This window comes from Saccharopolyspora thermophila (genome assembly GCF_014646075.1).
GTDB lineage: Bacteria > Actinomycetota > Actinomycetes > Mycobacteriales > Pseudonocardiaceae > Saccharopolyspora > Saccharopolyspora thermophila.
On record NZ_BMMT01000007.1, the window covers coordinates 203,126 to 226,887 of the forward strand.

The 23,762-nt window shown below is 69.4% G+C and carries 26 protein-coding genes; 20 read left to right on the plus strand and 6 right to left on the minus strand.

Going from position 1 to position 23,762, the window contains the following annotated elements:
- Positions 1–2 precede the first annotated feature (2 nt).
- The 6 genes from IEY17_RS12470 (at position 3) to IEY17_RS12495 (ending at position 4,175) form a co-directional block, all read left to right on the plus strand.
- The gene (locus IEY17_RS12470) at positions 3–1,796 is read left to right on the plus strand and encodes a nickel-dependent hydrogenase large subunit (RefSeq protein WP_188987501.1); all 1,794 of its coding nucleotides are present in this window, start codon (positions 3–5) and stop codon (positions 1,794–1,796) included.
- Positions 1,789–2,328 carry a NifU family protein gene (locus IEY17_RS12475; protein WP_188987502.1) on the plus strand — a complete coding sequence of 180 codons (540 nt, stop codon included), beginning with the start codon at positions 1,789–1,791 and terminating at the stop codon, positions 2,326–2,328. The genes IEY17_RS12470 and IEY17_RS12475 overlap by 8 nt, the downstream gene beginning before the upstream one ends.
- On the plus strand, positions 2,325–2,909 hold the full coding sequence (locus tag IEY17_RS12480; RefSeq protein WP_188987503.1) for a DUF5947 family protein: 585 nt from the start codon (positions 2,325–2,327) through the stop codon (positions 2,907–2,909). Before IEY17_RS12475 ends, IEY17_RS12480 begins: the two co-directional genes overlap by 4 nt.
- A gap of 18 nt (positions 2,910–2,927) precedes the next feature.
- Positions 2,928–3,134: a hypothetical protein gene (locus tag IEY17_RS12485; protein ID WP_188987504.1), complete on the plus strand. Its 207-nt coding sequence runs from the start codon at positions 2,928–2,930 to the stop codon at positions 3,132–3,134.
- A 25-nt stretch (positions 3,135–3,159) separates the two neighbouring features.
- Positions 3,160–3,321 (plus strand): hypothetical protein, encoded by a 162-nt coding sequence (locus IEY17_RS12490; RefSeq protein ID WP_188987505.1) that lies wholly within the window; start codon positions 3,160–3,162, stop codon positions 3,319–3,321.
- Between the two features lie 167 nt (positions 3,322–3,488).
- Complete coding sequence (locus IEY17_RS12495) at positions 3,489–4,175, plus strand: acetoacetate decarboxylase family protein (RefSeq protein ID WP_229680078.1); 687 nt, start codon at positions 3,489–3,491, stop codon at positions 4,173–4,175.
- A gap of 14 nt (positions 4,176–4,189) precedes the next feature.
- Here IEY17_RS12495 and IEY17_RS12500 read toward each other — a convergent pair whose 3' ends face one another.
- Complete coding sequence (locus IEY17_RS12500; RefSeq protein WP_188987507.1) at positions 4,190–5,170, minus strand: LacI family DNA-binding transcriptional regulator; 981 nt, start codon at positions 5,168–5,170, stop codon at positions 4,190–4,192.
- Between the two features lie 239 nt (positions 5,171–5,409).
- On the opposite strand from IEY17_RS12500, the gene IEY17_RS12505 reads away from it, so the two are divergent.
- From IEY17_RS12505 to IEY17_RS25805, 5 genes are all read left to right on the plus strand, one after another.
- The gene (locus IEY17_RS12505; protein WP_188987508.1) at positions 5,410–6,360 is read left to right on the plus strand and encodes a TIM barrel protein; all 951 of its coding nucleotides are present in this window, start codon (positions 5,410–5,412) and stop codon (positions 6,358–6,360) included.
- A gap of 31 nt (positions 6,361–6,391) precedes the next feature.
- Positions 6,392–7,813: a sugar porter family MFS transporter gene (locus IEY17_RS12510; protein ID WP_188987509.1), complete on the plus strand. Its 1,422-nt coding sequence runs from the start codon at positions 6,392–6,394 to the stop codon at positions 7,811–7,813.
- A gap of 64 nt (positions 7,814–7,877) precedes the next feature.
- Positions 7,878–8,744: a sugar phosphate isomerase/epimerase family protein gene (locus tag IEY17_RS12515; protein ID WP_188987510.1), complete on the plus strand. Its 867-nt coding sequence runs from the start codon at positions 7,878–7,880 to the stop codon at positions 8,742–8,744.
- Between the two features lie 194 nt (positions 8,745–8,938).
- The gene (locus tag IEY17_RS12520; protein WP_188987511.1) at positions 8,939–9,409 is read left to right on the plus strand and encodes an MSMEG_6728 family protein; all 471 of its coding nucleotides are present in this window, start codon (positions 8,939–8,941) and stop codon (positions 9,407–9,409) included.
- Between the two features lie 92 nt (positions 9,410–9,501).
- The gene (locus IEY17_RS25805; RefSeq protein ID WP_268240336.1) at positions 9,502–9,624 is read left to right on the plus strand and encodes a hypothetical protein; all 123 of its coding nucleotides are present in this window, start codon (positions 9,502–9,504) and stop codon (positions 9,622–9,624) included.
- A gap of 20 nt (positions 9,625–9,644) precedes the next feature.
- On the opposite strand, the gene IEY17_RS12525 is transcribed toward IEY17_RS25805, so the two are convergent.
- Complete coding sequence (locus IEY17_RS12525; RefSeq protein WP_188987512.1) at positions 9,645–10,316, minus strand: M15 family metallopeptidase; 672 nt, start codon at positions 10,314–10,316, stop codon at positions 9,645–9,647.
- A 119-nt stretch (positions 10,317–10,435) separates the two neighbouring features.
- Here IEY17_RS12525 and IEY17_RS12530 point away from each other — a divergent pair, with 119 nt between their 5' ends.
- Both IEY17_RS12530 and IEY17_RS12535 read left to right on the plus strand, forming a co-directional pair.
- Positions 10,436–11,344 (plus strand): LysR family transcriptional regulator, encoded by a 909-nt coding sequence (locus IEY17_RS12530; RefSeq protein WP_188987513.1) that lies wholly within the window; start codon positions 10,436–10,438, stop codon positions 11,342–11,344.
- A 147-nt stretch (positions 11,345–11,491) separates the two neighbouring features.
- Positions 11,492–11,629 carry a hypothetical protein gene (locus tag IEY17_RS12535; RefSeq protein ID WP_188987514.1) on the plus strand — a complete coding sequence of 46 codons (138 nt, stop codon included), beginning with the start codon at positions 11,492–11,494 and terminating at the stop codon, positions 11,627–11,629.
- A gap of 68 nt (positions 11,630–11,697) precedes the next feature.
- On the opposite strand, the gene IEY17_RS12540 is transcribed toward IEY17_RS12535, so the two are convergent.
- Positions 11,698–12,744 (minus strand): LacI family DNA-binding transcriptional regulator, encoded by a 1,047-nt coding sequence (locus IEY17_RS12540; RefSeq protein WP_188987515.1) that lies wholly within the window; start codon positions 12,742–12,744, stop codon positions 11,698–11,700.
- Positions 12,745–12,823: 79 nt separating this feature from the next.
- On the opposite strand from IEY17_RS12540, the gene IEY17_RS12545 reads away from it, so the two are divergent.
- Positions 12,824–13,468: a sugar phosphate isomerase/epimerase family protein gene (locus IEY17_RS12545; RefSeq protein ID WP_229680079.1), complete on the plus strand. Its 645-nt coding sequence runs from the start codon at positions 12,824–12,826 to the stop codon at positions 13,466–13,468.
- Here IEY17_RS12545 and IEY17_RS12550 read toward each other — a convergent pair.
- The 3 genes from IEY17_RS12550 to IEY17_RS12560 form a co-directional block, all read right to left on the minus strand.
- On the minus strand, positions 13,437–14,852 hold the full coding sequence (locus tag IEY17_RS12550; protein WP_229680080.1) for an MFS transporter: 1,416 nt from the start codon (positions 14,850–14,852) through the stop codon (positions 13,437–13,439). The two genes, IEY17_RS12545 and IEY17_RS12550, sit on opposite strands and share 32 nt — an antisense overlap.
- 327 nt (positions 14,853–15,179) lie before the next feature.
- A complete protein-coding gene (locus IEY17_RS12555; RefSeq protein ID WP_188987516.1) occupies positions 15,180–16,625 on the minus strand; it encodes an MFS transporter in 1,446 nt (481 codons plus the stop codon).
- A gap of 139 nt (positions 16,626–16,764) precedes the next feature.
- Positions 16,765–17,550, minus strand: coding sequence for an IclR family transcriptional regulator (locus tag IEY17_RS12560; protein ID WP_188987517.1), 786 nt, complete (start codon positions 17,548–17,550; stop codon positions 16,765–16,767).
- 120 nt (positions 17,551–17,670) lie between these two features.
- Between IEY17_RS12560 and IEY17_RS12565 the strand changes: the two genes are divergently transcribed.
- The 6 genes from IEY17_RS12565 (at position 17,671) to IEY17_RS12590 (ending at position 23,748) form a co-directional block, all read left to right on the plus strand.
- A complete protein-coding gene (locus tag IEY17_RS12565) occupies positions 17,671–18,018 on the plus strand; it encodes a bifunctional 3-phenylpropionate/cinnamic acid dioxygenase ferredoxin subunit (protein WP_188987518.1) in 348 nt (115 codons plus the stop codon).
- Complete coding sequence (locus IEY17_RS12570; RefSeq protein WP_188987571.1) at positions 18,018–19,193, plus strand: NAD(P)/FAD-dependent oxidoreductase; 1,176 nt, start codon at positions 18,018–18,020, stop codon at positions 19,191–19,193. The genes IEY17_RS12565 and IEY17_RS12570 overlap by 1 nt, the downstream gene beginning before the upstream one ends.
- A 184-nt stretch (positions 19,194–19,377) precedes the next feature.
- The gene (locus IEY17_RS12575) at positions 19,378–20,466 is read left to right on the plus strand and encodes an S-(hydroxymethyl)mycothiol dehydrogenase (RefSeq protein ID WP_188987519.1); all 1,089 of its coding nucleotides are present in this window, start codon (positions 19,378–19,380) and stop codon (positions 20,464–20,466) included.
- Positions 20,463–21,089 (plus strand): MBL fold metallo-hydrolase, encoded by a 627-nt coding sequence (locus tag IEY17_RS12580; RefSeq protein ID WP_188987520.1) that lies wholly within the window; start codon positions 20,463–20,465, stop codon positions 21,087–21,089. The genes IEY17_RS12575 and IEY17_RS12580 overlap by 4 nt, the downstream gene beginning before the upstream one ends.
- A gap of 122 nt (positions 21,090–21,211) precedes the next feature.
- On the plus strand, positions 21,212–22,513 hold the full coding sequence (locus tag IEY17_RS12585; protein WP_188987521.1) for a serine hydroxymethyltransferase: 1,302 nt from the start codon (positions 21,212–21,214) through the stop codon (positions 22,511–22,513).
- Complete coding sequence (locus IEY17_RS12590) at positions 22,510–23,748, plus strand: sarcosine oxidase subunit beta family protein (protein ID WP_188987522.1); 1,239 nt, start codon at positions 22,510–22,512, stop codon at positions 23,746–23,748. Before IEY17_RS12585 ends, IEY17_RS12590 begins: the two co-directional genes overlap by 4 nt.
- Positions 23,749–23,762: the final 14 nt, after the last annotated feature.

Genomic DNA, 23,762 nt, shown 5'->3' on the forward strand with positions numbered 1-23,762 from the left:
CCATGGCCGAGGCGGTCAAGCAGGAGCAGGGCAAGCTCGTCGAGATGAACTGGGATCCGATCACCCGGATCATCGGCAACCTCGGCGTCTACACCAAGATCGACTTCGCCGGTGGCCGGGTCGCCGAGTGCCACAGCACCTCGTCGCTGTTCCGCGGCTACTCGGTGTTCATGAAGGGCAAGGACCCCCGTGACGCCGGGTTCATCACCAGCCGCATCTGCGGCATCTGCGGCGACAACCACACCGCGTGCTCGAACTACGCCCAGCAGATGGCCTACGGGGCCAAACCGCCGCCGCTGGCGGAGACGATCGTCAACCTCGGCGAGGCCGCCGAGTACATGTTCGACCACACGATCTTCCAGGACAACATGGTCTTCGTCGACTTCTGCGAGGCCATCGTCAAGGAGACCAACCCCGCCCTGCTGCGGCGCGCGGAGACCGCCGAGGCGCCCAACGCCCGCATCCACGGCTACCGCACGATCGCCGACATCATGCGGGCCTTCAACCCCTTCGAGGGCGAGATCTACAAGGAGGCGCTGCAGGTCAGTCGGGTCACCCGCGAGATGTTCTGCCTGATGGAGGGCAGGCACGTGCATCCGTCCACACTGTACCCGGGCGGGGTGGGCACGATGCCGGAACCCACCACGTTCACCGACTACCTCACCCGCCTGATCCGGGTCCTGGACTTCGTCAAGAAGGCCGTCGCCCTCAACGACGACGTGTTCGACTTCTTCTACGAGGCGCTGCCCGGCTACGAGGAGGTCGGCCGCCGCCGCGTCCTGCTGGGCTGCTGGGGCGCGTGGCAGAACTATGACGTCTGCGACTACCGCTACGAGACGATGCGCGACTGGGGCCGGGCGATGTTCGTCAGCCCCGGCATCATCGTGGACGGCGAACTGGTCACCAACGACCTGGTGGACATCAACCTCGGCATCCGCATCCTGCTCGGCAGCTCGTTCTACGAGGACTGGGTGAACGAGGAACCGTTCGTCACGCACGACCCGCTCGGTAACCCGGTCGACATGCGCCACCCATGGAACCAGACCACCGTGCCGGTGCCGCAGAAACGCGACTTCGACGGCAACTACAGCTGGGTGATGAGCCCGCGCTGGTTCGACGGCCGCAACCACCTGGCGCTGGACACCGGCGGCGGCCCGCTGGCCCGCCTGTGGTCGACGGCCCTCAACGGCCTGGTGGACACGCCCTACGTCAAGGCGACCGGCGGCAGCGTGCAGATCTCGCTGCCGCGCAGCGACCAACTGCCCGAGATGACCCTGGAGTGGCGGATCCCCCACGACAAGGAGGGCAAGCCACTGTCCAACGCGATCGAACGCGACCGGGCCCGGGCGTACTTCGTGGCCTACGCCGCGGCGATGGCGCTGCACTTCACCGAGCAGGCGATGGAGCAGGTGCGGGCCGGTGACATGCGGATCTTCACCGACTTCGAGGTCCCGGACGAGGCGATCGGCTGCGGGTTCCACGAGGCGGTGCGCGGGGTGCTGTCACACCACGTGGTCATCCGGGACAAGAAGATCGCCAACTACCACCCGTACCCGCCGACGCCGTGGAACGCCAGCCCCCGCGACAGCTTCGGCGTGCCGGGCCCCTACGAGGACGCCGTGGCGGACACGCCGATCTTCGAGGAGAACGGACCGGACGACTTCCGGGGTATCGACATCATGCGGACCGTGCGCAGCTTCGACCCGTGCCTGCCCTGCGGGGTGCACATGTATCTCGGCGGCGGACGCGAGCTGCGGAAGGTGCACTCGCCGACGTTCGGAGGGGCGCATGGCTGACCGGGGCGGGCTGGACGACGAGGCGGTTCGGGCGCGCCTGGCGCGCGTCGACGCACTGCTGGAGGTCGTCGAGCAGGCCCCGGGGCCGACGTCCGACGCGGCGCTGGAGGCCGTGCGGGAGCTGGTCGAGGTCTACGGCGAGGCGCTGGCCCGGCTGGTCCGCCTCGACGCGAGGTCGTCGCCGCGAACCGTGACCGACGACGAACTGCTGAACCACCTGCTGGTGCTGCACGACCTGCACCCCGACCCGGTGGGGGAGCGGGTGCGGCGGGCGCTCGACGATGTCCGGCCGCACGCCCGTCGGCGAGGCGTCCAGGTCGAGCTGGTCGATGTCGACGGCTCGGTGGCGCGGATTCGCCTGTCCGGCGGGTGCGGTTGCTCGTCGCCGCCCGACGAGGTGGCGCAGGCGGTGGCCGAGGCGGTGCGGGCGGTGGCGCCCGAGCTCACCGACGTCGATGTCGTCGCGGCGGAGCAGGGTGCCTCGGTGATCTCCGTCGACGCGGTCCTGAGCCGGGCGCGGAGGCCGGGGTGAGCACGGGAGCCCTGCACCGCCTGATCCGTCACGGAACGGGCCGACGCGCCGCGGAGGAGCGTTGCGACCTGTGCCGCGAGCCGCTCGTGGCCGAGCACCGGCATCTGGTCGACGTCGACCGCCGTGAGCTGATGTGCGCGTGCCGGGCCTGCGCGGTGCTGTTCGATCGCGACGCGGCCGGGCACTACCGGCTCGTGCCGCGGCGTCGGCACCGCCTGGCCCCGGTGCCCACGGCGTCCCTCGGTATCCCGGTCGGGCTCGCCTTCTTCGTGGTGCGGGCGGACGGCACCGCACTCGCCCACTACCCCGGCCCGGCCGGGGTGGCGGTGTGGGAGGTGGCCGCGCCGGCATGGCGGCAGGTCGCCGACCAGCGGCCCGAGCTCGACCACATGGCACCGGAGGTGGAGGCGCTGCTGGTCAACACCGCGCGCGGGCACCAGGAGCACTGGATCGTCCCGGTCGACGTGTGCTACCGGCTCGTCGCGGTGCTGCGTCGCGAGTGGCGGGGACTGTCCGGCGGGTCGGCGGTGTGGCCCGCGATCGAAGGTTTCTTCGCCGAACTGGCTGCCGATCCCAGGTGAGGGACCCGAGGAGGGAAGATGGGCGGAATCCGAGTCGGCCGCGCGGACGTGAAACCGGACACCCCCGGTCACGTCCGCGGCCTGCACCAGGGCAACCACGGGGCGTCCCGGCGGCAGGCGGGGCATCGCGCGGACGGCACGGCCGACGCGCGCCGCTCCACCGGGATCCACTGGAAGCACCACAACCCGGTCCGGCGGGCCATGCCGAACATCCCGCCGGGCTGAGACCACGACGAGAGGAGGGGAGCGGATGGCCAGGAAGGTGCTGATCGCGCAGGCTGTGCTGCTCACCGCCGGACTGCTCGCGCTGTTCGTGCGGGAACTGCCCGGGCTGGTCCGCGAGGTCCGGATGTGGCGCATGACGATGTCGTTCCGCCGCGGCATCCCGGGCAAGCACCCTCAGCGCGGCTGACCACGGAGTCCGCTGTGGACGCGGGCCGCGCGGCGGCCCGGAACAGGTGCCGGCGCGGAAACGCGGCGTTCCAATAACGTGTTCTGGAGTACGGCTTTGCCGACCGGATGCTCGCATGGCGCGCGCGGCTGGACTGCGGTGGATGAACGCGTTCTACTTGGTGTGTGGTGAGTCACCTGATTCAGGGCGAGCGCGTGACCATGCCGGTGCGCATCCGGGATGCCAGCGCGTGCGCGGCGATGTTCACCGTTCCCGCACGCCGGGCGCGCTCGGTGCTCTCCCATGCCGGGCTTGACCCCGTCGAACCGGTGCGCGGCACCGCGGTCTGCGCACTGGCGTTCGTCCACTACCGCGACGGCGACCTGGGGTCCTACCACGAGTTCGCGGTGGCCTTCCTCGTTCGCGACCCGGTGCGGCGGGGGAGCGGCGCCTTCATCCACTGGCTCCCGGTCGACCAGACCTTCACGTTGGCGGCCGGCCGGACCATCTGGGGCTTCCCCAAGGAGATGGCCGACATCGACCTGCGCCTGGGCGGGCGCACGAAGAGCTGCGTGATCCGCCAGGACGGTCGCCTGGTCGCCGGGCTGCTCGTCAAGCCCGGCATCCCGGTGCCCAGCCGCAGCGAGCTGGTTTCCCTGGACGCCTACACCCACCAGGACGGGGTGCTGCGCCGAATCCCCTGGAAGCTCAGGGCGCAGCGCGTGCGGTCCCGGCCGGGTGGGGCGCTGCTGCGCCTCGGCGACCACCCGGTCGCGAGGGAACTCGCCTCCCTCGGCCTGCCCAAGACGGCGCTGTGCACCAGTTCCATCGGGACGATGGCGATGACAGTCGCCGACGCGGACGTGGTCGGCTGAGCGGCCAGCCCCGCTCAGTCCGCCGGTGGACCGGTGGTGCCGCGCACCACGAGCTTCGGCTCGAGCACCACCTCCCGCGGTGGCAGCGCGGAGTCCTCCAGCCGCGCGACGGCCAGGCGAACGGCCTGCTCGGCCATGCGGTCCACGTCCTGGCGGATCGTGGTCAGGTCGACGTGCGCCAGGTGCGAGACATGGCTGTCGTCGTAGCCGACGACGGAGACGTCCCGCGGCACGTCGAGCCCCGCCTGCGCCAGCGTGCGCATGAGACCCAGCGCGCAGCGGTCGTTGCCGGCCAGCACCGCGGTGGGCAGCTGTCGTTCGCCGAGCAGGGACCGGCCCGCCTTCACCCCGGCGTCCTCGGTGTGGGCGCCGGGGATCACCCGTGCTTCGGCGGCCAGCCCGCGGGCGCGCATGGCCGTGAGGTAGGCGTCGCGCCGCTCGGGTGCGCCCGGTCCGTCGCCGCCGTCGATGTGGACGATCCGGCGGTGGCCGAGCTCGGCGAGGTAGTCGACGGCCTGCCGGACACCCTCGTCCTCGGCGGTGTGGACGCTGTCCACCCGCGCCCCGGTCGCTCGGCGGCCGACGACGGCGACGACCGCCCGCTGCCCGAGCTCGTCGAGCTGGTGGCTGCCGCCGCGGGGACCGAGCAGGATGAGGGCCTCGCAGCGGTGGCTGAGCAGCGACTCCACGGCCTTGCGCTCGTCGCGGGACGGCGCGGTGGCCGACAGCAGCACCTCGTACCCGAGCCGTTCGGCCTCGGGGTAGATGGCCTCCACCAGGTCGGCCTGGAACGGTTGGTGCACGGTCAGCATCACGCCGAGGGTGCGGCTGTGGCGACTCGCCAGCATGCGCGCCGCGGTGTCGGGGCGGTACCCGAGCTGGTCGGCGACGCGCAGCACGCGCTGGCGGGTGCGCTCGCTGGCGCCCGGCTGGTCCCGGAAGACGAGTGACACCAGCGCCCGCGACACCCCGGCGCGGCGTGCCACGTCCGCCATCGTCGGTCTGCGCCGGCCGTTACCCCGAGCGGATTCGTCGATCACTCCCGTGATCCTGCACCACCCCGCCTATGCCGATGTTTGACAGAAAGTCTTGACATACTGCTGTGGTCGGCACCATAGTACCGGGAACTAGAGCGCGCTAGTAGCGCGCGCCAGGCTGAGTCACCAGCGCCGATGATCGGCCTCAAGATCAAAAACTGCGGTGGGCACCGTCGCCCACCGACCGAGGAGGGTCCATGACAGCGTCGTCCCAGTCCGCTGCTCGTGTTGTGGCGGGCAATCTGTGTCTGGGTTCCGCGCCTGATTCGTGGGGCGTGTGGTTTGCCGAGGATGAGCACCAGGTGGGGTTCACGCAGTTCCTTGACGAGTTGGTGCAGGCCGGGTACCGGTGGTTGGAGCTGGGGCCGTACGGGTTTTTGCCGACCGATCCCAGGCGGCTGGCTGAGGAGGTTGGTGCGCGGGGTCTGCAGGTGTCGGGGGGGACGACGTTCGGTGCGTTGCACCGGCCGGATCTGTGGGAGGAGGTGGTGGCGAGCACGCGCAGGGTCGCGGAGTTGACGGCGGCGGTGGGTGCGCATCATCTGGTGTTCATTCCGCCGATGTTCCGGGATGAGAAGACCGGTGGTTACACGGAGTCGCCGGAGTTGTCCGCCGAGCAGTGGGCGGTGCTGGGTCGGGCGGCTGATGAGCTGGGCAGGATGTTGTTGGAGGAGTTTGACGTGCGGTTGTGTGTGCATCCGCATGCGGACAGTCATATTCAGACCCAGCCGGAGATCGAGCGGTTTTTGGATGCCACGGATTCCCGGTTTGTGAATTTGTGTCTGGATACCGGGCATGTTGCCTATGGTGGTGGTGACAATCTTGATCTGATTCGCCGGTATGCCGGGCGTATTGGTTATGTGCACATCAAGCAGATGGATCCGGATGTGCTTGCGCAGGTGGCGGCTGAGGGGTTGTCGTTCGGTGAGGCGGTCAGGCGGGGGGTGTGTGTGGAGCCGCCGGCGGGGGTGCCGGATCCGGCTGAGGTTGTTGCGGCGTTGTCGTCGTTGGATGCGGAGTTGTTCGTGATCGTTGAGCAGGATCTGTATCCGTGTGCGCCGGATGTGCCGTTGCCCATTGCCGTGCGTACCCGCGAGTACCTTGCCGGGTGCGGGCTGAGCGGCAGCAAACGGCCCACGATCCGGTGACGCCGGAAGCTCCGACGGAGGAGACCGATCCATGTCCACAGCGCACACCGACGTGCCTTCCCCGCACGCGGCAGCGCACGACGCCCGAGGCCCCCACGCACGCCGCCTGAGGACCATCACCCTCGTCGCCACCTTCGGTGGTCTGCTGTTCGGCTACGACACCGGCGTGATCAACGGCGCGCTGCCCTACATGCAGTCCGACCTCGGGCTCACGCCGCTCACCGAGGGGCTGGTCACCAGCTCCCTGCTGTTCGGCGCCGCCATCGGCGCATTCACCGGCGGCCGGCTGGCCGACGCCCGCGGCCGACGGCGCACCATCCTCGCGCTCGCGGGGATCTTCCTGGCGGGCACGCTGGCCTGCACGTTCGCGCCGGACGCGGCATTCATGGTGGCGGCCCGGTTCGTGCTCGGACTGGCCGTCGGCGGTGCGTCGGTGACCGTGCCGACGTACCTGGCCGAGGTGTCACCCGCCGAGCGCCGCGGCCGGCTGGTCACGCAGAACGAACTGATGATCGTCACCGGTCAGCTGCTCGCGTTCACCTTCAACGCCGCAATCGCCGGTCTGCTGGGCGAGTCCGCCCACGTGTGGCGCTACATGCTGGTCGTCGCGTCGCTGCCCGCCGTGGTGCTGTGGTTCGGCATGCTGGTCATGCCCGAAAGCCCGCGCTGGCTGGCGTCGCGGGGCCGCCTCGGCGAGGCGCTCGACGTGCTCCGGCAGGTCCGCTCCGCGCAGCGCGCCGAGGCCGAACTGGCCGACGTGCAGCGGCTGGCCGAGGAGGACGAGAAGGCGCAGACCGGCGGCTGGTCGGACCTGGCGGTGCCGTGGATTCGCCGGCTCGTGCTGGTCGGCATCGGCATCGCCGTCGTGCAGCAGCTCAGCGGCGTGAACACGATCATGTACTACGGCACCCAGATCCTGCAGAGCTCCGGGCTCTCCGCCAACGGCGCCCTCGTCGCCAACATCGCCAACGGCGTGATCTCGGTGCTGGCCACCTTCGTCGGCATCTACCTGCTGGGGCGGGTGAACCGGCGGCCGATGCTGCTGGTCGGGCAGGCGGGCACGGTCACCGCGCTGCTGCTGGTCGCGGTCGTGTCGCTGGTCGTGCCGGAGGGCACCACCCGAGCGCTGCTCGTGCTCGCGCTGACCGTGACGTTCCTGGCGTTCCAGCAGGGTGCCACCTCGCCGGTGACCTGGTTGATGCTCGCGGAGATCTTCCCGCTGAAGATGCGGGGGTTCGCCTTCGGCATCGCCAGCCTCACGTTGTGGGCCACCAACTTCGCCGTGGGACTGACGTTCCCGGTGCTGGTGGCCGAGCTCGGCATCGCCGCCACGTTCGGCGTCTTCGTGGTCGTCGGCGTCGTTGCCATCGCCTTCGTCGCGAGGTTCGTGCCCGAGACCCGCGGCCGGTCCCTGGAAAGCCTGGAATCCGAACTGCGCGCCCGTTACTCGTGACGAGCCCGGGCGCCGCACACAGCACCGACGAGTCCACTGCGGACTCGAGAAGTTCGAGGGAATCATGAAGATCGCACTCGACCCGTACATGTTCCGCATGCTGTCCATCCGGGACATGGTGCGGACCGTCGCCGACATCGGCTACGAGTACATCGAACTGTCGCCGCGCGACGACTTCATGCCGTTCTTCGTCCACCCCCGGGCCGACGATGACCGGGTCGCGGAGTTGAAGAGCGCGCTGCGCGAGACCGGTGTCCAGCTGGCCAGCGTGCTCCCGCTGTACCGCTGGTCGGGTCCGGACGAGACCGAACGCCAAGCCGCGGTGCGCTACTGGAAGCGCATGATCGAGGTGACCGCGGAACTGGGCTGCCAGCAGATGAACTCGGAGTTCAACGGCCGCCCCGAGCGCCCCGCCGAGAGCGAGGCGGCCTTCTGGCGGTCGATGGAGGAACTGCTGCCGGTGTTCGAGCGCGAGGGCATCGCGCTGAACCTGGAGGCCCACCCGGACGACTTCTGCGAGGTCAACACGCCCGCGGTGGACCTGGTGCGGGCGATCAACAAGCCGTGGGTGAACTATCTGTACTGCGCGCCGCACACCTTCCACCTGTCCGGCGACGACACCGGGGCGGACATCCCCGCGATGCTGCGCTACGCCGGGGACAAGCTGGCCCACGTGCACATCGCGGACACGTTCAACCACAAGGCGTCGTCCGGGCTGCGCTACATCCTGAACCCGCCGGGCACCCCGGCTCGCATCCACCAGCACCTCGACATCGGCCAGGGTGAGGTGGACTGGGACGCCTTCTTCGGCACCCTGCGGGAGATGGGTTTCGACGGCATCGCCACCGCGTGCGTGTTCGCCTGGGAGGACCGGGCCGTGGAGTCCTCGAAGTACATGCTCGAGCGGATCACCAAGGAACTCCGCCGCTGAGGTCGCGGTCCGCGGTTCCCCCGGGGACCGCGTTCCGGCTGCCCCCCGCCGCGGCCGTCAGCGGACCCCGGTCGGCCCAGGACGCTGCGGATGCGCGCCACCTCGGTCGACGGTGCACCAGCAGGTTCGCTTGCCGGGCCTCGCGCCGCGGACGTAGCGTGGGGTTCCGCTGGTTCACCGCGGGGGACGGGTCGATGCAGACGTTCCTGCCCTACCCGGGCTTCGCCGAGACGGCCCGGGTGCTCGACAGCCGGCGCCTCGGCAAGCAGCGGGTGGAGGCGCTGCAGATCCTCCGCGCGCTGACGGTGCCCGGGCACGGCTGGCGGCACCACCCGGTCACGGCGATGTGGGCCGGGTACGAAGAAGCGCTCGCCTGCTACGGCCTCGCCATCTGCGGCGTGTGGGTCGGCACCGGTCGCCGCGACACCTGCGCGGCGACGCTCCGCCGGGACCTCGAGGCCGCCACCGGCGTCGCGCACGTGCGCTCGCAGCGGGACCTGGCCGCCCGGGGCGAGCTGCCGCCGTGGCTCGGTGATCCCGCCTTCCACCGGAGCCACCAGTCCGCCCTGCTCCGCAAGGACCGCGCCCACTACACGGTGTTCTTCGACGGCGTGCCGGACGACCTGCCGTACGTGTGGCCGGTGTCCGACCGCGCCCGGCGGTAGCCGCACGCGCGTGCTTTCCTGGTGCCAACACAGGTGGGGCCCGCAGACGGGCGCCGCCGACTGCCCGGGTCGACGAGGACGTCCTCGACGGCTTGTGCACACCGCGGCAGGGCGTGCTCCTGGCCGAGGTCCGGGCGCTGGGGCTGCGGTGCCTGACCCCGGAGGAGGCCCGCGACCATCTGTGCGGGGTCGCGGTGGGCGGGACCGCCGCCTGAGCCCTTCGCGGCCGCGGCCGTCAGGGCAGTTCGAAGTGCTGGTAGTCGATCGGGTCGTGCCAGTGGCCGCCCCACTGCCAGCCACGGTCGACGAACGTGCGCACCGCGGGGTCGCCGTCGTGCAGCAGCCCCGGGTCGGCGCGGCTGCGGTCCAGGTAGGGTGCCGCGTTCCCCGGCTGGACCACCCCGGTGTCGTCCAGGTAGGGGTTGATCAGCGGGTTGACGTCGACCGCCCGGCCGTAGGCGTGCTGGGACCAGTGGCCGGTGCCGGGGATGTCCCGGCAGTTGAACGCCGAGGTGTTGTTGTCCCGCATGGACAACTCGTCGTCCGCGGCGGGGTAGTGGTCGACCGTGCGCATCTTCTCGATCGGGTAGCGCAGCCGCTCCAGCTCGGCGAAGACCGAGACAACCTGCGCGACCCGGTCGGCGTGCACGACGAGCTCGCCGCGGTGCGTCCGGCCGTCGAACCCGAGGTACGGCACCTCGACCCGGCGCAGCTGCTCGGGAGCCACCGGGCAGCCCGGCCGCCAGCTCGCGCCGAGCTCCGCTGCGGTGACCGGGTGGACGGTCCCACGGGCAGGCGGCGGGGCTGGGGCGGTGGTGCACTGCGGCAACACGAGACCGGCAGCCAGCACCGCTGCCAGCACCGCACCGCGCGTTCGACGAGCCGCGCCCATCGCTCTCGCCCCCATCCCGTGAAAATGATCGACCCCGGTTGGGAACCCGCCACCCACGGTACCGGTGTCGAGGTAGCGTCGGCCTGCCCGCCGGACTACGTCTGACCTGCGGGAACGCCGGTTATGATGCCGCCATGATGATCCGGCGACTGGAGTACCTGACGGCGTTGGCGCGGGAGCGGCACTTCGCCCGGGCGGCCCGGGCGTGCCACATCTCGCAGCCTGCGCTGTCCGCCGCGATCAGGAAGCTCGAAAGCGAGTTCCACGTGCCGATCATCCGGCGCGGCAACCGGTTTCTGGGGTTCACGCCGGAGGGGGAGCGGATTCTCCGGTGGGCCTACCGGATCCTGGCCGAGCGCGACGCCCTGGTCGAGGACGTGGGCGCGATGCGGGAAGGGCTCAGCGGGCGGCTGCGGATCGGCAGCGTCCCCACCGCCCTGAGCGTGCTGCCCCTGCTGACCGGGGCGATGTCGGCGGAGCAGCCTCGGGTCCGGTTCTCGGTGCGGTCGATGACCTCGGTGCAGATCCAGCGGGGACTGTCCCAGTACGAACTGGACGTCGGGGTGACCTACCTGGACAACGAGCCGCTGACCGGGGTGCGCACATGGGAGCTCTACCGGGAGCGGTACCTGCTGCTCGTCGGCGACGGGTTCGCCGACCGCGGCTCGGCGACCTGGCGGGAGGCCGCGGAGCTGCCGCTGTGCCTGCTCACCGACGACATGCAGAACCGCCGGATCCTGGATGCCGTTTTCGCGCGGGCCGGGGCGAAACCCACGCCGACCGTGGAGACCGACTCGATCACGGCCCTGTACGCGCACGTGCGGGACGGGCCGTGGGCGACCGTGCTGCCGCAGTCCTGGTTGCATCGGTTCGGGATCCCGTCGGGCATGCGCGCCGTGCCCCTCGTCGAACCCGAGGAGACCCGGGCGGTCGGACTCGTCGTGCACGACCGCGACCCGGAGCCGATCCTGGCGCGCGCCTTCCTCGACGTCGCGCGGCGCATCGATGTGCAGGCGGCGGTGGACCGCGACCTGCCGCGCTGAGTCGCCGCAGCGACGTAGTTGACATGCGTCACATCGGGACGCAACTTAAGCGATGTTTAGATCGATCTAAACCCTCGTTCTGGTTGTCAGGAGAAGGCGTTCCGCTGCGGTAGGGCGGCATCGTCTGCCGCAACGAACGTTGCGGCGTTGGGCATTGCCAACACCTTCTTCGACTTCGCGGTGCTGGGCGTTGGCGCTGTCTGGTTCAGCGCTCGTGCACTGCCCGAGACCCGGGGCACGTCGCTCGAAGAGCTCGAGGCCGAGTTCCGCCGCGAGTACGCCTAGCTCATCCGGGAAGGAACGTGCCATGTCCGTGCTCGCCGCGGCACCTCCCGGCAGAGTCAGAAGCTGCCTCAGTGCGTCCGCCGGCGAGCCGGGCCGGTCGTACTGCGGACGACGAGATGCGGGGCGAGCCGACAGACCCGCGGTTGGCTGTCGAGGCCGTTGTCGAGGCGATCGAGGGCTGTCTGGACGGCCAGCCGGGCCAGCTGCTCGGCATCCTGGCGCACGGTGGTGAGGTTGACGTGTGCCAGTCTCGCGAGTCGGCTGTCGTCGTATCCCACGATCGAGATCTGGCCAGGCACATCGATACCGGAGCGCCGCAGCTCGTCGAGCAAACCGACGGCACATTGGTCGTTGCCTGCGATGACGGCAGTCGGAAGCTCGTTGTCCTCGAGCAGGGTGCGTGCGGCGGCGATGCCGGACAGCTCGGTGTAGTCGCCGGGCAGCACGCGAGCTTGGTGCTGGAGCCCGTGGCTGCGCATCGCATCCACATACCCCGCTCGCCTCTCGACGGCCCCTGGCTGGTCGCCGCCGTCGATGTGGACGATGTCCTGGTGGCCCAGCGAGACAAGGTGCTCCACCGCGAGGTGGGTGCCCTCCTCGTCGGCGGTGTGCACGGCGTCGAACGACGTTTCGTTCGACGGGCGGCCGATCTCCACGACCGGGAGCTGGCTGTCGTGGTCGGTCCTGCAGTCCTCGCGCACACCGAGTGCGACGACCGCGGCGCAGCGGGATGCGACGAGTGCTTCGAAGGCACGGCGCTCGTCGCGAGTCGCAACGACCGCGCTGAGCACGACGTCGTAGCCGACGTCCTCGGCGGCGGCGTAGATGTGCTCGATCAGGTCGGCGTGGAACGGGTCCTGCGCACTGAACACCACGCCGATCAACTGACTCTGCCGACGTCGGAGCAGCTGTGCGGTGACGTCAGGGCGGTAGCCGAGTTCGGCGGCGGCTGCCCGCACCCGTTCGCGGGATTGCGCGCTCGGCCCCGGCGCGTCACGGATGACCAGTGACGCCGTGGCGCGCGAGACGCCCGCGCGTCGGGCGACATCCAGCAACGTGGGTCGCCGCTCGGTGCCGTTCTCCGGTGAGCGCGCAGCCGCCTTTCTGGGGGGCATGAGACCTCCGGGCATGAAGCTGTGACCGGGTAGAAGCTCAGGTGCTCGACCACCAGTGTAGATCGATCCAAGCAATCTCTTGACGCCACGACCCGGTCTGCCCGCCGCGCCCGGAGGCAGCTTCCCCGCGTGGATCACCACGGTGTGGCCACCGGAAAACCTTCGCCTGCTGGAACAGCAGTGGACCGTCGCCGTCGACTACTGGGGCGACCTGGCCGCCGAAGCCCAGCGGCGCGGAGTGAGGATCGCGGTCGAGATGTACGCCAACCAACTCGTCGACAGCGTGCCGGGCCTGCTGAAACTGCGCGAGGCGGTCGGCGACACGGTCGGGGCGAACTTCGACCCAAGCCACCTGCTCTGGATGGGTGCCGATCCGATCGCCGCCATCCAGGCACTGGACGGCGCAATCCACCACGTCCACGCCAAAGACACCCGCATCGAGGAAAGCGCCGCCGTCCGGTCCCGGCTGGAAACCCTGCCCAACGAACAGGTCGCCGACCGGGCCTGGAACTTCGTCGCCGTCGGTACCGGCCACCCCGACGGTGTTGCCTTCTGGTCCCGGTTCGCCACCGCGCTTCAGGAGGCGGGCTACGACGGACCACTGTCCATTGAGAACGAAGACTACTCGCTCGGGCAGCGCGAGTCGGTGGCCACGGCGGTCAGAACGCTCCAGGACGCGCTGGTCGGCCGCATCAACGGTCCACTGCCGACGGGTCGTGGCTGACTCCCGTACGGTCACCCATGGCCTGGGACTCTGCGGTCGCACCGACCGGACTGGTCGCGCTGGCATCGGCCAGTCGGCGCCCCCTGGTCTCCGGCGCCAGCGCGACGCAGATCGCGAACCCCAGAAGCGTGATCGCCGCCATGATCAGCATGGTTGCGCCGACCCCGATGAGGTCCAGGCCGATGGGCAGCAGGTAGGTCCCGATGGCGGCGCCGATGCGGCTGACCGCGGTGCCGATTCCGACCGCGGTGGCACGCACCTCGGTGGGGAAAAGTTCTGTGGGGTAGATGAATTCGAGGATGTTGGGGCCGCCGGAGAAGAACGCGTAGGCGCAGAAGCAGGCGATCACGACGGCGACGGGCGCTGTGGGCATCAGGCCCAGAATCGCCAGCGGGATGGTCATGAGCGCGAACGACCAGATGATGAGCAGCCGCCGCCCGAGTGTGTCGATGAGGCGCAACGCGGGCAGGCAACCGATGACGAACAGCACGCTGATCAACGCTGAACCGATGATCGAGTCGTTGGTGCTCGACATGCCGAACGCGTTGAGGATCGTGGGGCCGAACGTGTAGATCGCGAACAGGGGAACGATCTGCAGCAGCCAGAACAGGCCGACGAAAGCGGTGCGCCTGAGGTAGCCGCCGCGGAAAACCTCGGCGAAGCCCAGACCGTGGGCCGTCTCGTCGACCTGGAGCGACTCGATCGCTTCGGGGGTGGTGGCCTCCTCGCCGTAGACGCGCCTGAGCACCTCGCGTGCTTCGTCGACGCGGCCCCGGCTGATGAGCCAGCGAGGGGACTCGGGGGTCCCGATGCGGGCGATGATGAACACGACCGCCGGGACCGCGGCGCTGCCCAGCGCCCACCGCCACGCACCGGAATCGATGAGGGTGACGAAGGCGTATCCGACGACGTAAGCGGTTGCGGCGCCCACGAACCACGCGGTGATCAACATTCCCATGACGCGGCCGCGCTGAGCTCGGGGGAGCCATTCCGACAGCAGGGCACTGCCGATGGCGTAGTCGGCACCCAACGCGACTCCGATGACGAACCGCAGGATGCCCAGCAGCGTCGGATCGTTGACGAACATCGATGCGATCGATGCGGCGGCGATCACGACGAAGTGGAGTGTGAACAGCAGTTGACGGCCGATGCGGTCGGTCACGCGTCCGAAGACCAGACCGCCGGCGAACAGGCCGACGAGCGCAGCGGCGCCGATCAGACCTTCGTCGCTCGCGGAGATCCCGAGGTCTTCGCTCATCCCGAGAACGACCACACCGACGATGCTGAGCAGGTAACCGTCGAGGAACTGCCCGCCGGCGGTGAGGAGGAACATCTTCCTGTGGAAGGGCCCGAAACGGGCGTCGTCGATGATGGAGGCGGTCACCGGATCTCCTTGCTGGGGGCGGCGTCGATGGGCCCAGACCGTGCTGAGCACCGGGCTGGTGTGGCGTTGTGGAGGTCGAAACAAACCGAGCCGACGTCACCCGGTCCGCACAGTGCGTTCGGGCTCGTGCCGGTCGGCGGTCATGATGCCGCGCGAATGGCTGTGCTCGACGCTGGTGACCGTCGGGTGGCGACGATCAGATATTCAACTGGGATATCAGTTGGCTGGTGAGAGTAGGTGGTGTGCACCCCGGGGTCAAGGGCCTGGTCCGCGCTGGGCCGCAAGCCGCGGTTCGACTCCAGGACAGCATGCGGCGGGCGCAGGTCGTCAGCCCTGGCCGGGAGCTGGCGGGTTCTCCAGCGGCACGCCGTCTTCGGAGAGCTTCGGTGCGGGCAGGTCCGCGCTCGAGGTGAGCGGTGCCGCTCCCGTCAGGCGATCTCCGGCCGACTCTTGAAGGAACAGGGTGCTCACGAGCCCGATCACACCTGCCCCGATGAGGTAGTAGCCAGGCCAGTCGAGATTGCCGGTCGTGGTCACCGCGAAGCCGATGACGGTGGGTGCGGTGCCCGCGAACGCGGACACGAACACGTTGAAGATGATGGCCAGACCGCCGTAGCGGACGAACGTGGGAAACAGTGCGGGCAGTGCCGAGGGCGTCACCGCAGCGAAGCAGAGCAAAGCGAAACCCATGATCAGCAAGCCCAGGAGCTGGTCGGGAGGCCCTTCGCGCAGCAGCCACACCGAAGGCAGACCGAGCAGGATCAGCGAGACGCTACCGGTGATCAGGATCGGCTTCCGGCCGATCCAGTCGCTGAGGCTGCCGACGAAGACGATGGTGCACAGCATCGCCAGCATGACGACCACCTGGAACGCGCTCGACAACGCCTCGCTGGTGCCACCCTCGCCGTGGTGCGCCAGGGTGCCCGTCAGATAGGTCGGCACGTAGTTCGTCAGCACGTAGTTGGTGACGTTCCACGCCACGATCAGCCCACCAGCGATCAGCACGGCCGAGCGGTAGTGGGTCCCCAGAATCTGGAACACCCTGCGCAGTGACATGGTGGCCATCGCCGGCGAGCGCTCCATCAGCTGCCGGAACGCGGGGGTCTCCTCCAGGCGGATCCGCAGGTAGATCCCGAGGACACCCAGGGGAAGGGCGAGAATGAAGGGTAGCCGCCATCCCCAGGCCAGCAGGTCCTCCTCGGGCAGCGCGGCAACCAGGAGCGCGGACACACCCGCGCCGAGCGCGTACCCGATCAGCGTGCCGAATTCCAGCCAGCTGCCGAAGAAGCCGCGCCGCCGGTCCGGGGCGTACTCGGCGACCAGGGTCAGAACCCCGATGTACTCGCCAGCGACGGAAAAGCCCTGCAGCATCCGGATGAACAAGACGATCAACGGCGCCGCGAGGCCGATCGCGCCGTAGCTGGGAACCAACCCGAGCAGTGCGGTCGCGACCGCCATCAGAACCACCGCGGCAGCCAGGACCTTGGTGCGTCCGATGCGGTCACCCAACGGCCCCAGGATGATCCCGCCGAGCGGGCGAACCACGAACGCGGCGGCGAACGTACCCAGGGTGAGCACCGTTGCCCACTGCCCGGCATCGGGGAAGAACACCCGATCCAGGGCAACGGCTCCGATGTAGGAGTAGATGCCGAAGTCGTACCACGTGGCGATGTTGCTCAGGGTCGCGGCCGTTGCCGCACGACGGATGGTCTGCGCCTCCTCGACGGCCACCCGGCCGACCGCACCCCGGAACCCGTCGGCCGCCCCGCTCAACCGGCCGCTCCATTCCGTCCGAGGCACAACGAGGACATGCGATGGCGTGGATTCATGATCATCGGCGTTCCATCCGACTAATATATCTGTGTAAGCTAATAGATGTGTTAGTGGGGGTCAAGGGACTCCGCGCTGGCTGCTATGGGCCCGCCAGGCTCTGCAGCCGATCGAGTATCTCCGCGGCCGCCTCGGTGAGAATGCGCGCGGTGCGCTGGAATTCGGCAGGGGGCAGGTGGTACCCGTCCGCCGACACGCTCAGCGCTCCGGCAATGCGCCCGCCGGGACCGCGTACCGGGACGGCGACGGAGTGGAGATCGGGTTCGAACTCGCCACTCGCCGCTGCCCAGCCGCGGTCGCGCACCCGGTTCAGGTCCGCCAGCAAGGCGCCGGGTGAGGTGACGGTGTGTGCGGTGAAGCGCTGCAGCGGTCGCGACAGGGCGTCGTCGAGCTCCTCGAATCCGAAGCTGGCCAGGAGCACTTTTCCGCTCGCGGTCGCATGCAGCGGCACTCGGAGACCGATCCAGTTGCGCTCGGTGCTCGGCTCCTGCACGACCGCGGTCGCGCCGCCGCCCTCGAAGACGCTGAGGCTGACCGTTCCGCGCAGCTCGGATGCCAGCCGAACGCAGACCGGCCTGCTCTCCCTCGCGATGTCCAGCTGTGCCGCCGTTGCCCCGGCAAGCCGAACGATGCCGAAACCGAGCCGGTACTTCCCCCGGGGGCCGGCCTGTTCGACGAAGCGCTGCCGCTCCAGCGCGGCCAGCAGGCGCGACGCGGTGGACTTGTGGACGCCCAGTTCGAGCGCCAGCTCGGTCACGCCGGACGGTCCGCGCTTGGCCAGCAGGATGAGCATGGACAGCGCCCGGTCCACGGCCTGGGTGGGTGTCCGGGGTTCAGCGGCCGCTGAGACCTTGCCGTTGTTGTGCATGGTGCAACTCCGAACCTCGGTGAGCTCATCTGGGATCGGTTGATTGACGGGAAACGATAAGTGCCGGATGCTCTGTTGCGTATCACACGTCGTGTTCCGCTATGAGCAACAGGAGCAGCGATGATCTTAGTTGGCGCGGTGTCTGACATTCCAGTCGGGGAGTCGGTGCGCGTACAGGGCAGCGTGCCAATCGCGGTCTTCAACGCGGATGGTGTCTTCTACGCGATCGACGACACGTGCACCCACCAGGATGCCTCGCTTTCGGACGGCTGGCTCGAAGGGTGCGCGGTCGAATGTCCCCTGCACGCCGCCTGCTTCGATCTCCGCACCGGGCGACCCAGCGGGCCGCCCGCGCGGACACCGGTGCGTACGCACGAAGTCGTCATTTCCGATGGGATGGTCTACGTGCTCGAGTCGGCGGAAACCGGGGCGGACGTTGCTGAAGCGCTCGCGGAAGAGGTCCGATGATGCGGACGGTCACTGTTGTCGGAGCATCCCTGGCCGGGCTCACCGCGACCCGCGCGCTGCGGGACCAGGGTTTCGAGGGGCGCATCGTCGTGGTCGGCGACGAAACCCACGCGCCGTACGACCGCCCACCGTTGTCGAAGGAGTTCCTGGCCGGAACGGTTTCCGAAGACGACCTGAAACTGGCGACACCCGAGGACGAGGCACTGGCCGCGGACTGGCGTCTCGGGCGCACCGCGACCGCTCTCGACACCGCTGAACGGGCGGTGGTGCTCGACGACGGTGAACGGATCGTCTCCGACGGTGTGGTGCTGGCAACGGGTGCCCGGGCCAGGAACCTCCCAGGGGAGTTGCCCCAGGGTGTGCACACACTCCGCACGCTCGACGACGCACGGGCGCTGCGCGAGGAACTGGTCCCGGGAGCCCGTCTGGTGGTGATCGGTGCGGGGTTCATCGGTTCCGAGATCGCCTCGACGGCGGTGGGACTGGGTCTCGAGGTCGATGTTGTGGAGGCCGCGCCCGTGCCGTTGCTCAAGCCGCTCGGTGCCGAGATGGGTGAGGTCTGCGCCGGGCTGCACGCCACCAAGGGAGTGCGGCTGCACACCGGCGCGCTGCTCGCCGAGTTGGTCGGCGGTACGCAGGTGAAGGCCGTCCGCCTGACCGATGGCCGCGAACTCCCGGCCGATGTGGTGGTGGTCGGGATCGGGGCCGTGCCGTCCGTGGAGTGGCTGGACGGCTCCGGCGTCGACCTCGACGACGGTGTCGTGACCGATGCGCAGGGCCAGACGAACATCCCCGGTGTGGTCGCGGTCGGCGACTGTGCCAACTCCCATCGCAACTACCTCGGCGCGGCCCGGCGCCTGGAGCACTGGACCAATGCCGTGCAGCAGCCCGTTGGCGCGGTGTCCGCTCTGCTCGGCCGGAGCTACACGCCGCCGGCGCATCACGAGGTGCCGTACTTCTGGTCGGACCAGTACGGTCACAAGATCCAGTTCGCGGGTCACCGCACGGCGGAGTCCACCGTCGACGTGATCGAGGGCGACCTCGAATCGCTCGACTTCCTCGCGGTCTACCGCGACCAGGCCGGCAGCCCGGTAGCCGTTCTCGCGGTGGACCGCGCCCGTTCGTTCGGGCGGTGGCGCCGCCAGCTGGCGGGGTTGCTGTCCGGGCAGCGCTGACCCGACGCTCGCGGGCGGCGGCTCGGCCTTTCCCCGGGCTCGCCGCTGCCCCACATGCGTTGTCCAGCCATCGTCGTCGATCCGGTGTCGTGTCCCGACCGCACCGCGCCCTGGCCTGATATACCACTCGTATGTCAGAGTGGGCGGTGTCGTCATCGTAGGAAAGGAAGAAGGAGAAAGCGTTATGCCGCAGCACGTCCGCGGAGTCGTCTCGCTCGCGAAGGGCAAGCCCGTCACCGTCGAGACGATCGTGATCCCGGACCCGGGTCCTGGTGAGGCGGTGGTCCGGGTTCAGGCATGCGGGGTGTGCCACACGGACCTGCACTACCGGGAGGGTGGGATCAACGACGAGTTCCCGTTCCTGCTGGGGCACGAGGCCGCCGGAGTCGTGGAATCGGTCGGTGAGGGCGTCGTCAACGTGGCCCCGGGTGACTACGTCATCCTGAACTGGCGTGCGGTCTGCGGGCAGTGCCGTGCCTGCCGTAAGGGCAAGCCGCAGTACTGCTTCGACACACACAACGCGACGCAGAAGATGACCCTGGCTTCGGGGCAGGAACTGAGCCCGGCGCTGGGGATCGGGGCGTTCGCGGAGAAGACGCTGGTGGCCGCCGGGCAGTGCACGAAGGTTGATCCACGGGTCAGGCCGCAGGTGGCGGGCCTGCTCGGCTGCGGCGTGATGGCCGGCATCGGTGCCGCCATCAACACCGGGGAGGTGAGCCGCGGTGACTCGGTCGCGGTGATCGGCTGCGGTGGGGTCGGTGACGCGGCCATCGCCGGGGCTGAGCTCGCCGGGGCGAGCACGATCGTGGCGGTGGACCGGGACCCGCGGAAGCTGGACAAGGCCCGGGAGTTCGGTGCCACCCACGTCGTCGACGCCCGGGAGACCGATGTCGTGGCGGCCATCCGGGAGTGCACCGGGGGCTTCGGCGCCGACGTGGTGATCGACGCCGTGGGGCGCCCGGAGACCTGGAAGCAGGCGTTCGAGGCCCGTGACCTGGCCGGCACCGTCGTGCTTGTCGGCGTGCCGACGCCGGACATGATGGCGCCGGAACTGCCGTTGATCGAGTACTTCGCTCGTGGGGGAGCGCTGAAGTCCTCGTGGTACGGCGACTGCTTGCCCTCGCGCGACTTCCCGGCACTGATCGACCTGCACCTACAGGGCCGGCTGCCGCTGGAGAAGTTCGTCACCGAGGAGATCTCCCTCGACTCGGTCGAGGCGGCCTTCGAGAAGATGCACCGCGGCGATGTGCTGCGTTCGGTGGTGGTCCTGTGAGTCCCATCGAGCACCTGGTCACCTCGGGCACCTTCTCCCTCGACGGGGGTACCTGGGAGGTGGACAACAACGTCTGGCTCGTCGGTGACGACCGCGAGGTTGTCGTCATCGACCCCGCGCACGATGCCGAGGCGATCACGGCGCGGATCGGCGATCGCCGAGTGGTGGCGATCGTGTGCACCCACGCCCATGACGACCACGTCAACCAGGCCCCGGTGCTGTCTGACCGCTTCGATGCGCCCATCATGCTCCACCCGGCCGAAGCGCCGCTGTGGAAGCTGACCCATGCTGAGCGCCAGCCGGACCGGGAGCTGTGGGACGGGCAGATCCTCACCGTGGCCGGCATCGAGTTGCGGGTCCTGTCGACGCCGGGGCACTCTCCGGGCTCCTGCTGCCTCTATGTCCCTGAGTTGGGCACCGTGTTCACCGGGGACACCCTGTTCCGGGGAGGACCGGGGGCCACCGGCAGGTCCTACTCCGACTTCGACACGATCATCGGCTCGATCAGCCGCACGCTGCTCGCCCTGCCGGCCGACACGATCGTCCACACCGGGCACGGCGCCGCCACCACCATCGGCACCGAGGCGCCTCATCTGGAGGAGTGGATAGCGCGGGGCTACTGACAAAGCCCGGCATTCGCGAGAAGTTGTCCTCCGGCTGTTGACCGAGGGCGCAACAGCACCTAACGTGACATGTAACTGATATATCAATCGTCCAATACTGATGTACTCGGGAGGTCGGCCGCATGTCCGCAACGGTTGGTCGTCAAGGGGCGCCGAGCGCCGAGAGAGTGCTCGGCCTGCCGCTGGCGGAGACGGACCCGGAGGTCCATGCGGCCGTCAGCCGGGAACTGGCCCGGCAGCGCACCACGCTGGAGATGATCGCGAGCGAGAACTTCGCGCCGCTGAGCGTGATGCAGGCCCAGGGCTCGGTGCTGACCAACAAGTACGCCGAGGGATATCCGGGGCGTCGCTACTACGGTGGCTGCGAGAACGTCGACGAGATCGAGCAGCTGGCGATCAACCGGGTCACCGCGCTGTTCGGGGCCGACTACGCGAACGTGCAGCCGCACTCCGGCGCGCAGGCGAACTCCGCGGTCATGGCGGCGTTGCTGGAACCGGGCGACACCTTCCTCGGCCTGGACCTCGCGCACGGCGGGCACCTGACCCATGGGATGCGTCTGACCTTCTCGGGGAAGTACTTCAACGCTGTCGCCTACCACGTGCGCGAGAGCGACCACCTCGTCGACATGGCGGAGGTGGAGCGGCTGGCCAAGGAACACCGGCCGAAACTGATCATCGCGGGGTGGTCGGCCTACCCGCGGCACCTGGACTTCGCGGAGTTCCGGCGGATCGCCGACGAGGTCGGCGCCTACCTGATGGTGGACATGGCGCATTTCGCCGGGCTCGTGGCCGCCGGGCTGCATCCCTCGCCGGTGCCGCACGCGCACGTGGTCACCTCGACCACCCACAAGACGCTGGGCGGCCCGCGAGGCGGCGTCGTGCTCGCCCAGGCGGACCTGGGGAAGAAGCTCAACTCCAGCGTCTTCCCCGGCCTGCAGGGCGGACCGCTCGAGCACGTGATCGCGGGCAAGGCGGTGGCGTTCAAGCTCGCCGGCGAACCGGCGTTCCGCGAACGGCAGGAGCGCACCCTCGCCGGCGCGAAGATCCTCGCCGACCGGCTGCTGCAGGAGCCGAACGTCGGTGTGGTCTCCGGCGGCACCGACGTGCACCTGGTGCTGGTGGATCTGCGTAACTCCGAAATGGACGGCAAGCAGGCCGAGGACCGGCTGCACCGGGTCGGCATCACGGTGAACCGCAACGCGGTTCCGTTCGACCCGCGCCCGCCGATGATCTCCTCCGGGGTGCGCATCGGCACTCCGGCGCTGGCCGCGCGCGGCTTCGGTGACGAGGAATTCGCCGAGGTGTCCGACATCATCGCGCTGGCGCTCCGCCCCGAGACCACCGAAGCCGGACTCGACGCCCTCGCCGACCGCGTCGCGAAACTCGCTGAAAGTCGTCCTCTCTACCCGGAGCTGCAGGCATGACCGCACACACCACGCCGCCCGGCGCGCACCTGCCCGAACACCCCGACTTCCTCTGGCGCAACCCGGAACCGAAGAAGTCCTACGACGTGGTCATCGTCGGGGGTGGCGGGCACGGCTTGGCGACCGCGCACTACCTGGCGAAGAACCACGGCATCACCAACGTCGCCGTGCTGGAGAAGGGGTGGCTCGCGGGCGGCAACATGGCCCGCAACACCACGCTGATCCGCTCCAACTACCTGTGGGACGAATCCGCGGCGATCTACGAGCACTCCCTGAAGCTGTGGGAGGGCCTGGAGGAGGACCTCGACTACCCCATCCTGTTCGACCAGCGCGGTGTGCTCAACCTCGCCCACACCGAGCAGGACATCCGCGACTCGATCCGCCGGGTCGAGGCCAACAAGCTCAACGGCATCGACGCGGAGTGGCTGAGCCCGCAGGAGATCAAGCAGATCTGCCCGATCGTCAACGTCTCCGACAACATCCGCTACCCGGTGCAGGGCGCCACGTACCAGCCGCGGGCCGGGATCGCCAAGCACGACTACGTCGCCTGGGGCTTCGCTCGTCGTGCGAGCGAGGCCGGAATCGACCTGATCCAGGACTGCGAGGTCACCGGGTTCACCGTCGACGGCGAACGGGTGACCGGCGTGCGCACCACCCGCGGTGACATCGCCTGCGGGACCGTCGCGCTGTGCGCGGCGGGGCACACCTCCGTTCTGCTGGACATGCTCGGTGTCCGCACCCCGCTGCAGTCGCACCCGCTACAGGCGCTGGTGTCGGAGCTGTTGGAGCCGGTGCACCCGACCATCGTGATGTCCAACGCCGTGCACGTGTACGTCTCCCAGGCGCACAAGGGCGAACTGGTGATGGGCGCGGGCGTGGATTCCTACAACGGCTACGGCCAGCGCGGCGCGTTCCACATCATCGAGCGGCAGATGGCCGCTGCGGTGGAACTGTTCCCCGTGTTCGCCCGCGCGCACCTGCTGCGCACCTGGGCCGGGATCGTCGACGTCACACCGGACGCCAGCCCCATCATCGGGCACACCCCCTACGAGAACGTCTTCGTCAACGCCGGCTGGGGGACCGGGGGTTTCAAGGCCACGCCGGGTATCGGTTGGTGCTACGCGCACACCATCGCGCACGGTGAGCCGCATCCGTACGTCGCCCCGTTCGGCCTCGACCGCTTCACGACAGGGGCGCTCGTGGACGAACACGGCGCCGCTGCCGTCGCCCACTGAATCCGAGGACTGCC

Excerpts from the sequence above, each read along its gene's own strand:
- IEY17_RS12575 (WP_188987519.1), top strand. The coding sequence starts at position 19,378 with ATGCCGCAGCACGTCCGCGGAGTCGTCTCGCTCGCGAAGGGCAAGCCC.
- IEY17_RS12590 (WP_188987522.1), top strand. The coding sequence starts at position 22,510 with ATGACCGCACACACCACGCCGCCCGGCGCGCACCTGCCCGAACACCCC.
- IEY17_RS12500 (WP_188987507.1), bottom strand. The coding sequence starts at position 5,170 with ATGGCGGACGTGGCACGCCGCGCCGGGGTGTCGCGGGCGCTGGTGTCA.
- IEY17_RS12485 (WP_188987504.1), top strand. The coding sequence starts at position 2,928 with ATGGGCGGAATCCGAGTCGGCCGCGCGGACGTGAAACCGGACACCCCC.
- IEY17_RS12510 (WP_188987509.1), top strand. The coding sequence starts at position 6,392 with ATGTCCACAGCGCACACCGACGTGCCTTCCCCGCACGCGGCAGCGCAC.
- IEY17_RS12560 (WP_188987517.1), bottom strand. The coding sequence starts at position 17,550 with ATGCACAACAACGGCAAGGTCTCAGCGGCCGCTGAACCCCGGACACCC.
- IEY17_RS12520 (WP_188987511.1), top strand. The coding sequence starts at position 8,939 with ATGCAGACGTTCCTGCCCTACCCGGGCTTCGCCGAGACGGCCCGGGTG.
- IEY17_RS12585 (WP_188987521.1), top strand. The coding sequence starts at position 21,212 with ATGTCCGCAACGGTTGGTCGTCAAGGGGCGCCGAGCGCCGAGAGAGTG.
- IEY17_RS12490 (WP_188987505.1), top strand. The coding sequence starts at position 3,160 with ATGGCCAGGAAGGTGCTGATCGCGCAGGCTGTGCTGCTCACCGCCGGA.
- IEY17_RS12530 (WP_188987513.1), top strand. The coding sequence starts at position 10,436 with ATGATGATCCGGCGACTGGAGTACCTGACGGCGTTGGCGCGGGAGCGG.
- IEY17_RS12470 (WP_188987501.1), top strand. The coding sequence starts at position 3 with ATGGCCGAGGCGGTCAAGCAGGAGCAGGGCAAGCTCGTCGAGATGAAC.
- IEY17_RS12570 (WP_188987571.1), top strand. The coding sequence starts at position 18,018 with ATGCGGACGGTCACTGTTGTCGGAGCATCCCTGGCCGGGCTCACCGCG.
- IEY17_RS12475 (WP_188987502.1), top strand. The coding sequence starts at position 1,789 with ATGGCTGACCGGGGCGGGCTGGACGACGAGGCGGTTCGGGCGCGCCTG.
- IEY17_RS12565 (WP_188987518.1), top strand. The coding sequence starts at position 17,671 with ATGATCTTAGTTGGCGCGGTGTCTGACATTCCAGTCGGGGAGTCGGTG.
- IEY17_RS12540 (WP_188987515.1), bottom strand. The coding sequence starts at position 12,744 with ATGCCCCCCAGAAAGGCGGCTGCGCGCTCACCGGAGAACGGCACCGAG.
- IEY17_RS12505 (WP_188987508.1), top strand. The coding sequence starts at position 5,410 with ATGACAGCGTCGTCCCAGTCCGCTGCTCGTGTTGTGGCGGGCAATCTG.
- IEY17_RS12525 (WP_188987512.1), bottom strand. The coding sequence starts at position 10,316 with ATGGGGGCGAGAGCGATGGGCGCGGCTCGTCGAACGCGCGGTGCGGTG.
- IEY17_RS12515 (WP_188987510.1), top strand. The coding sequence starts at position 7,878 with ATGAAGATCGCACTCGACCCGTACATGTTCCGCATGCTGTCCATCCGG.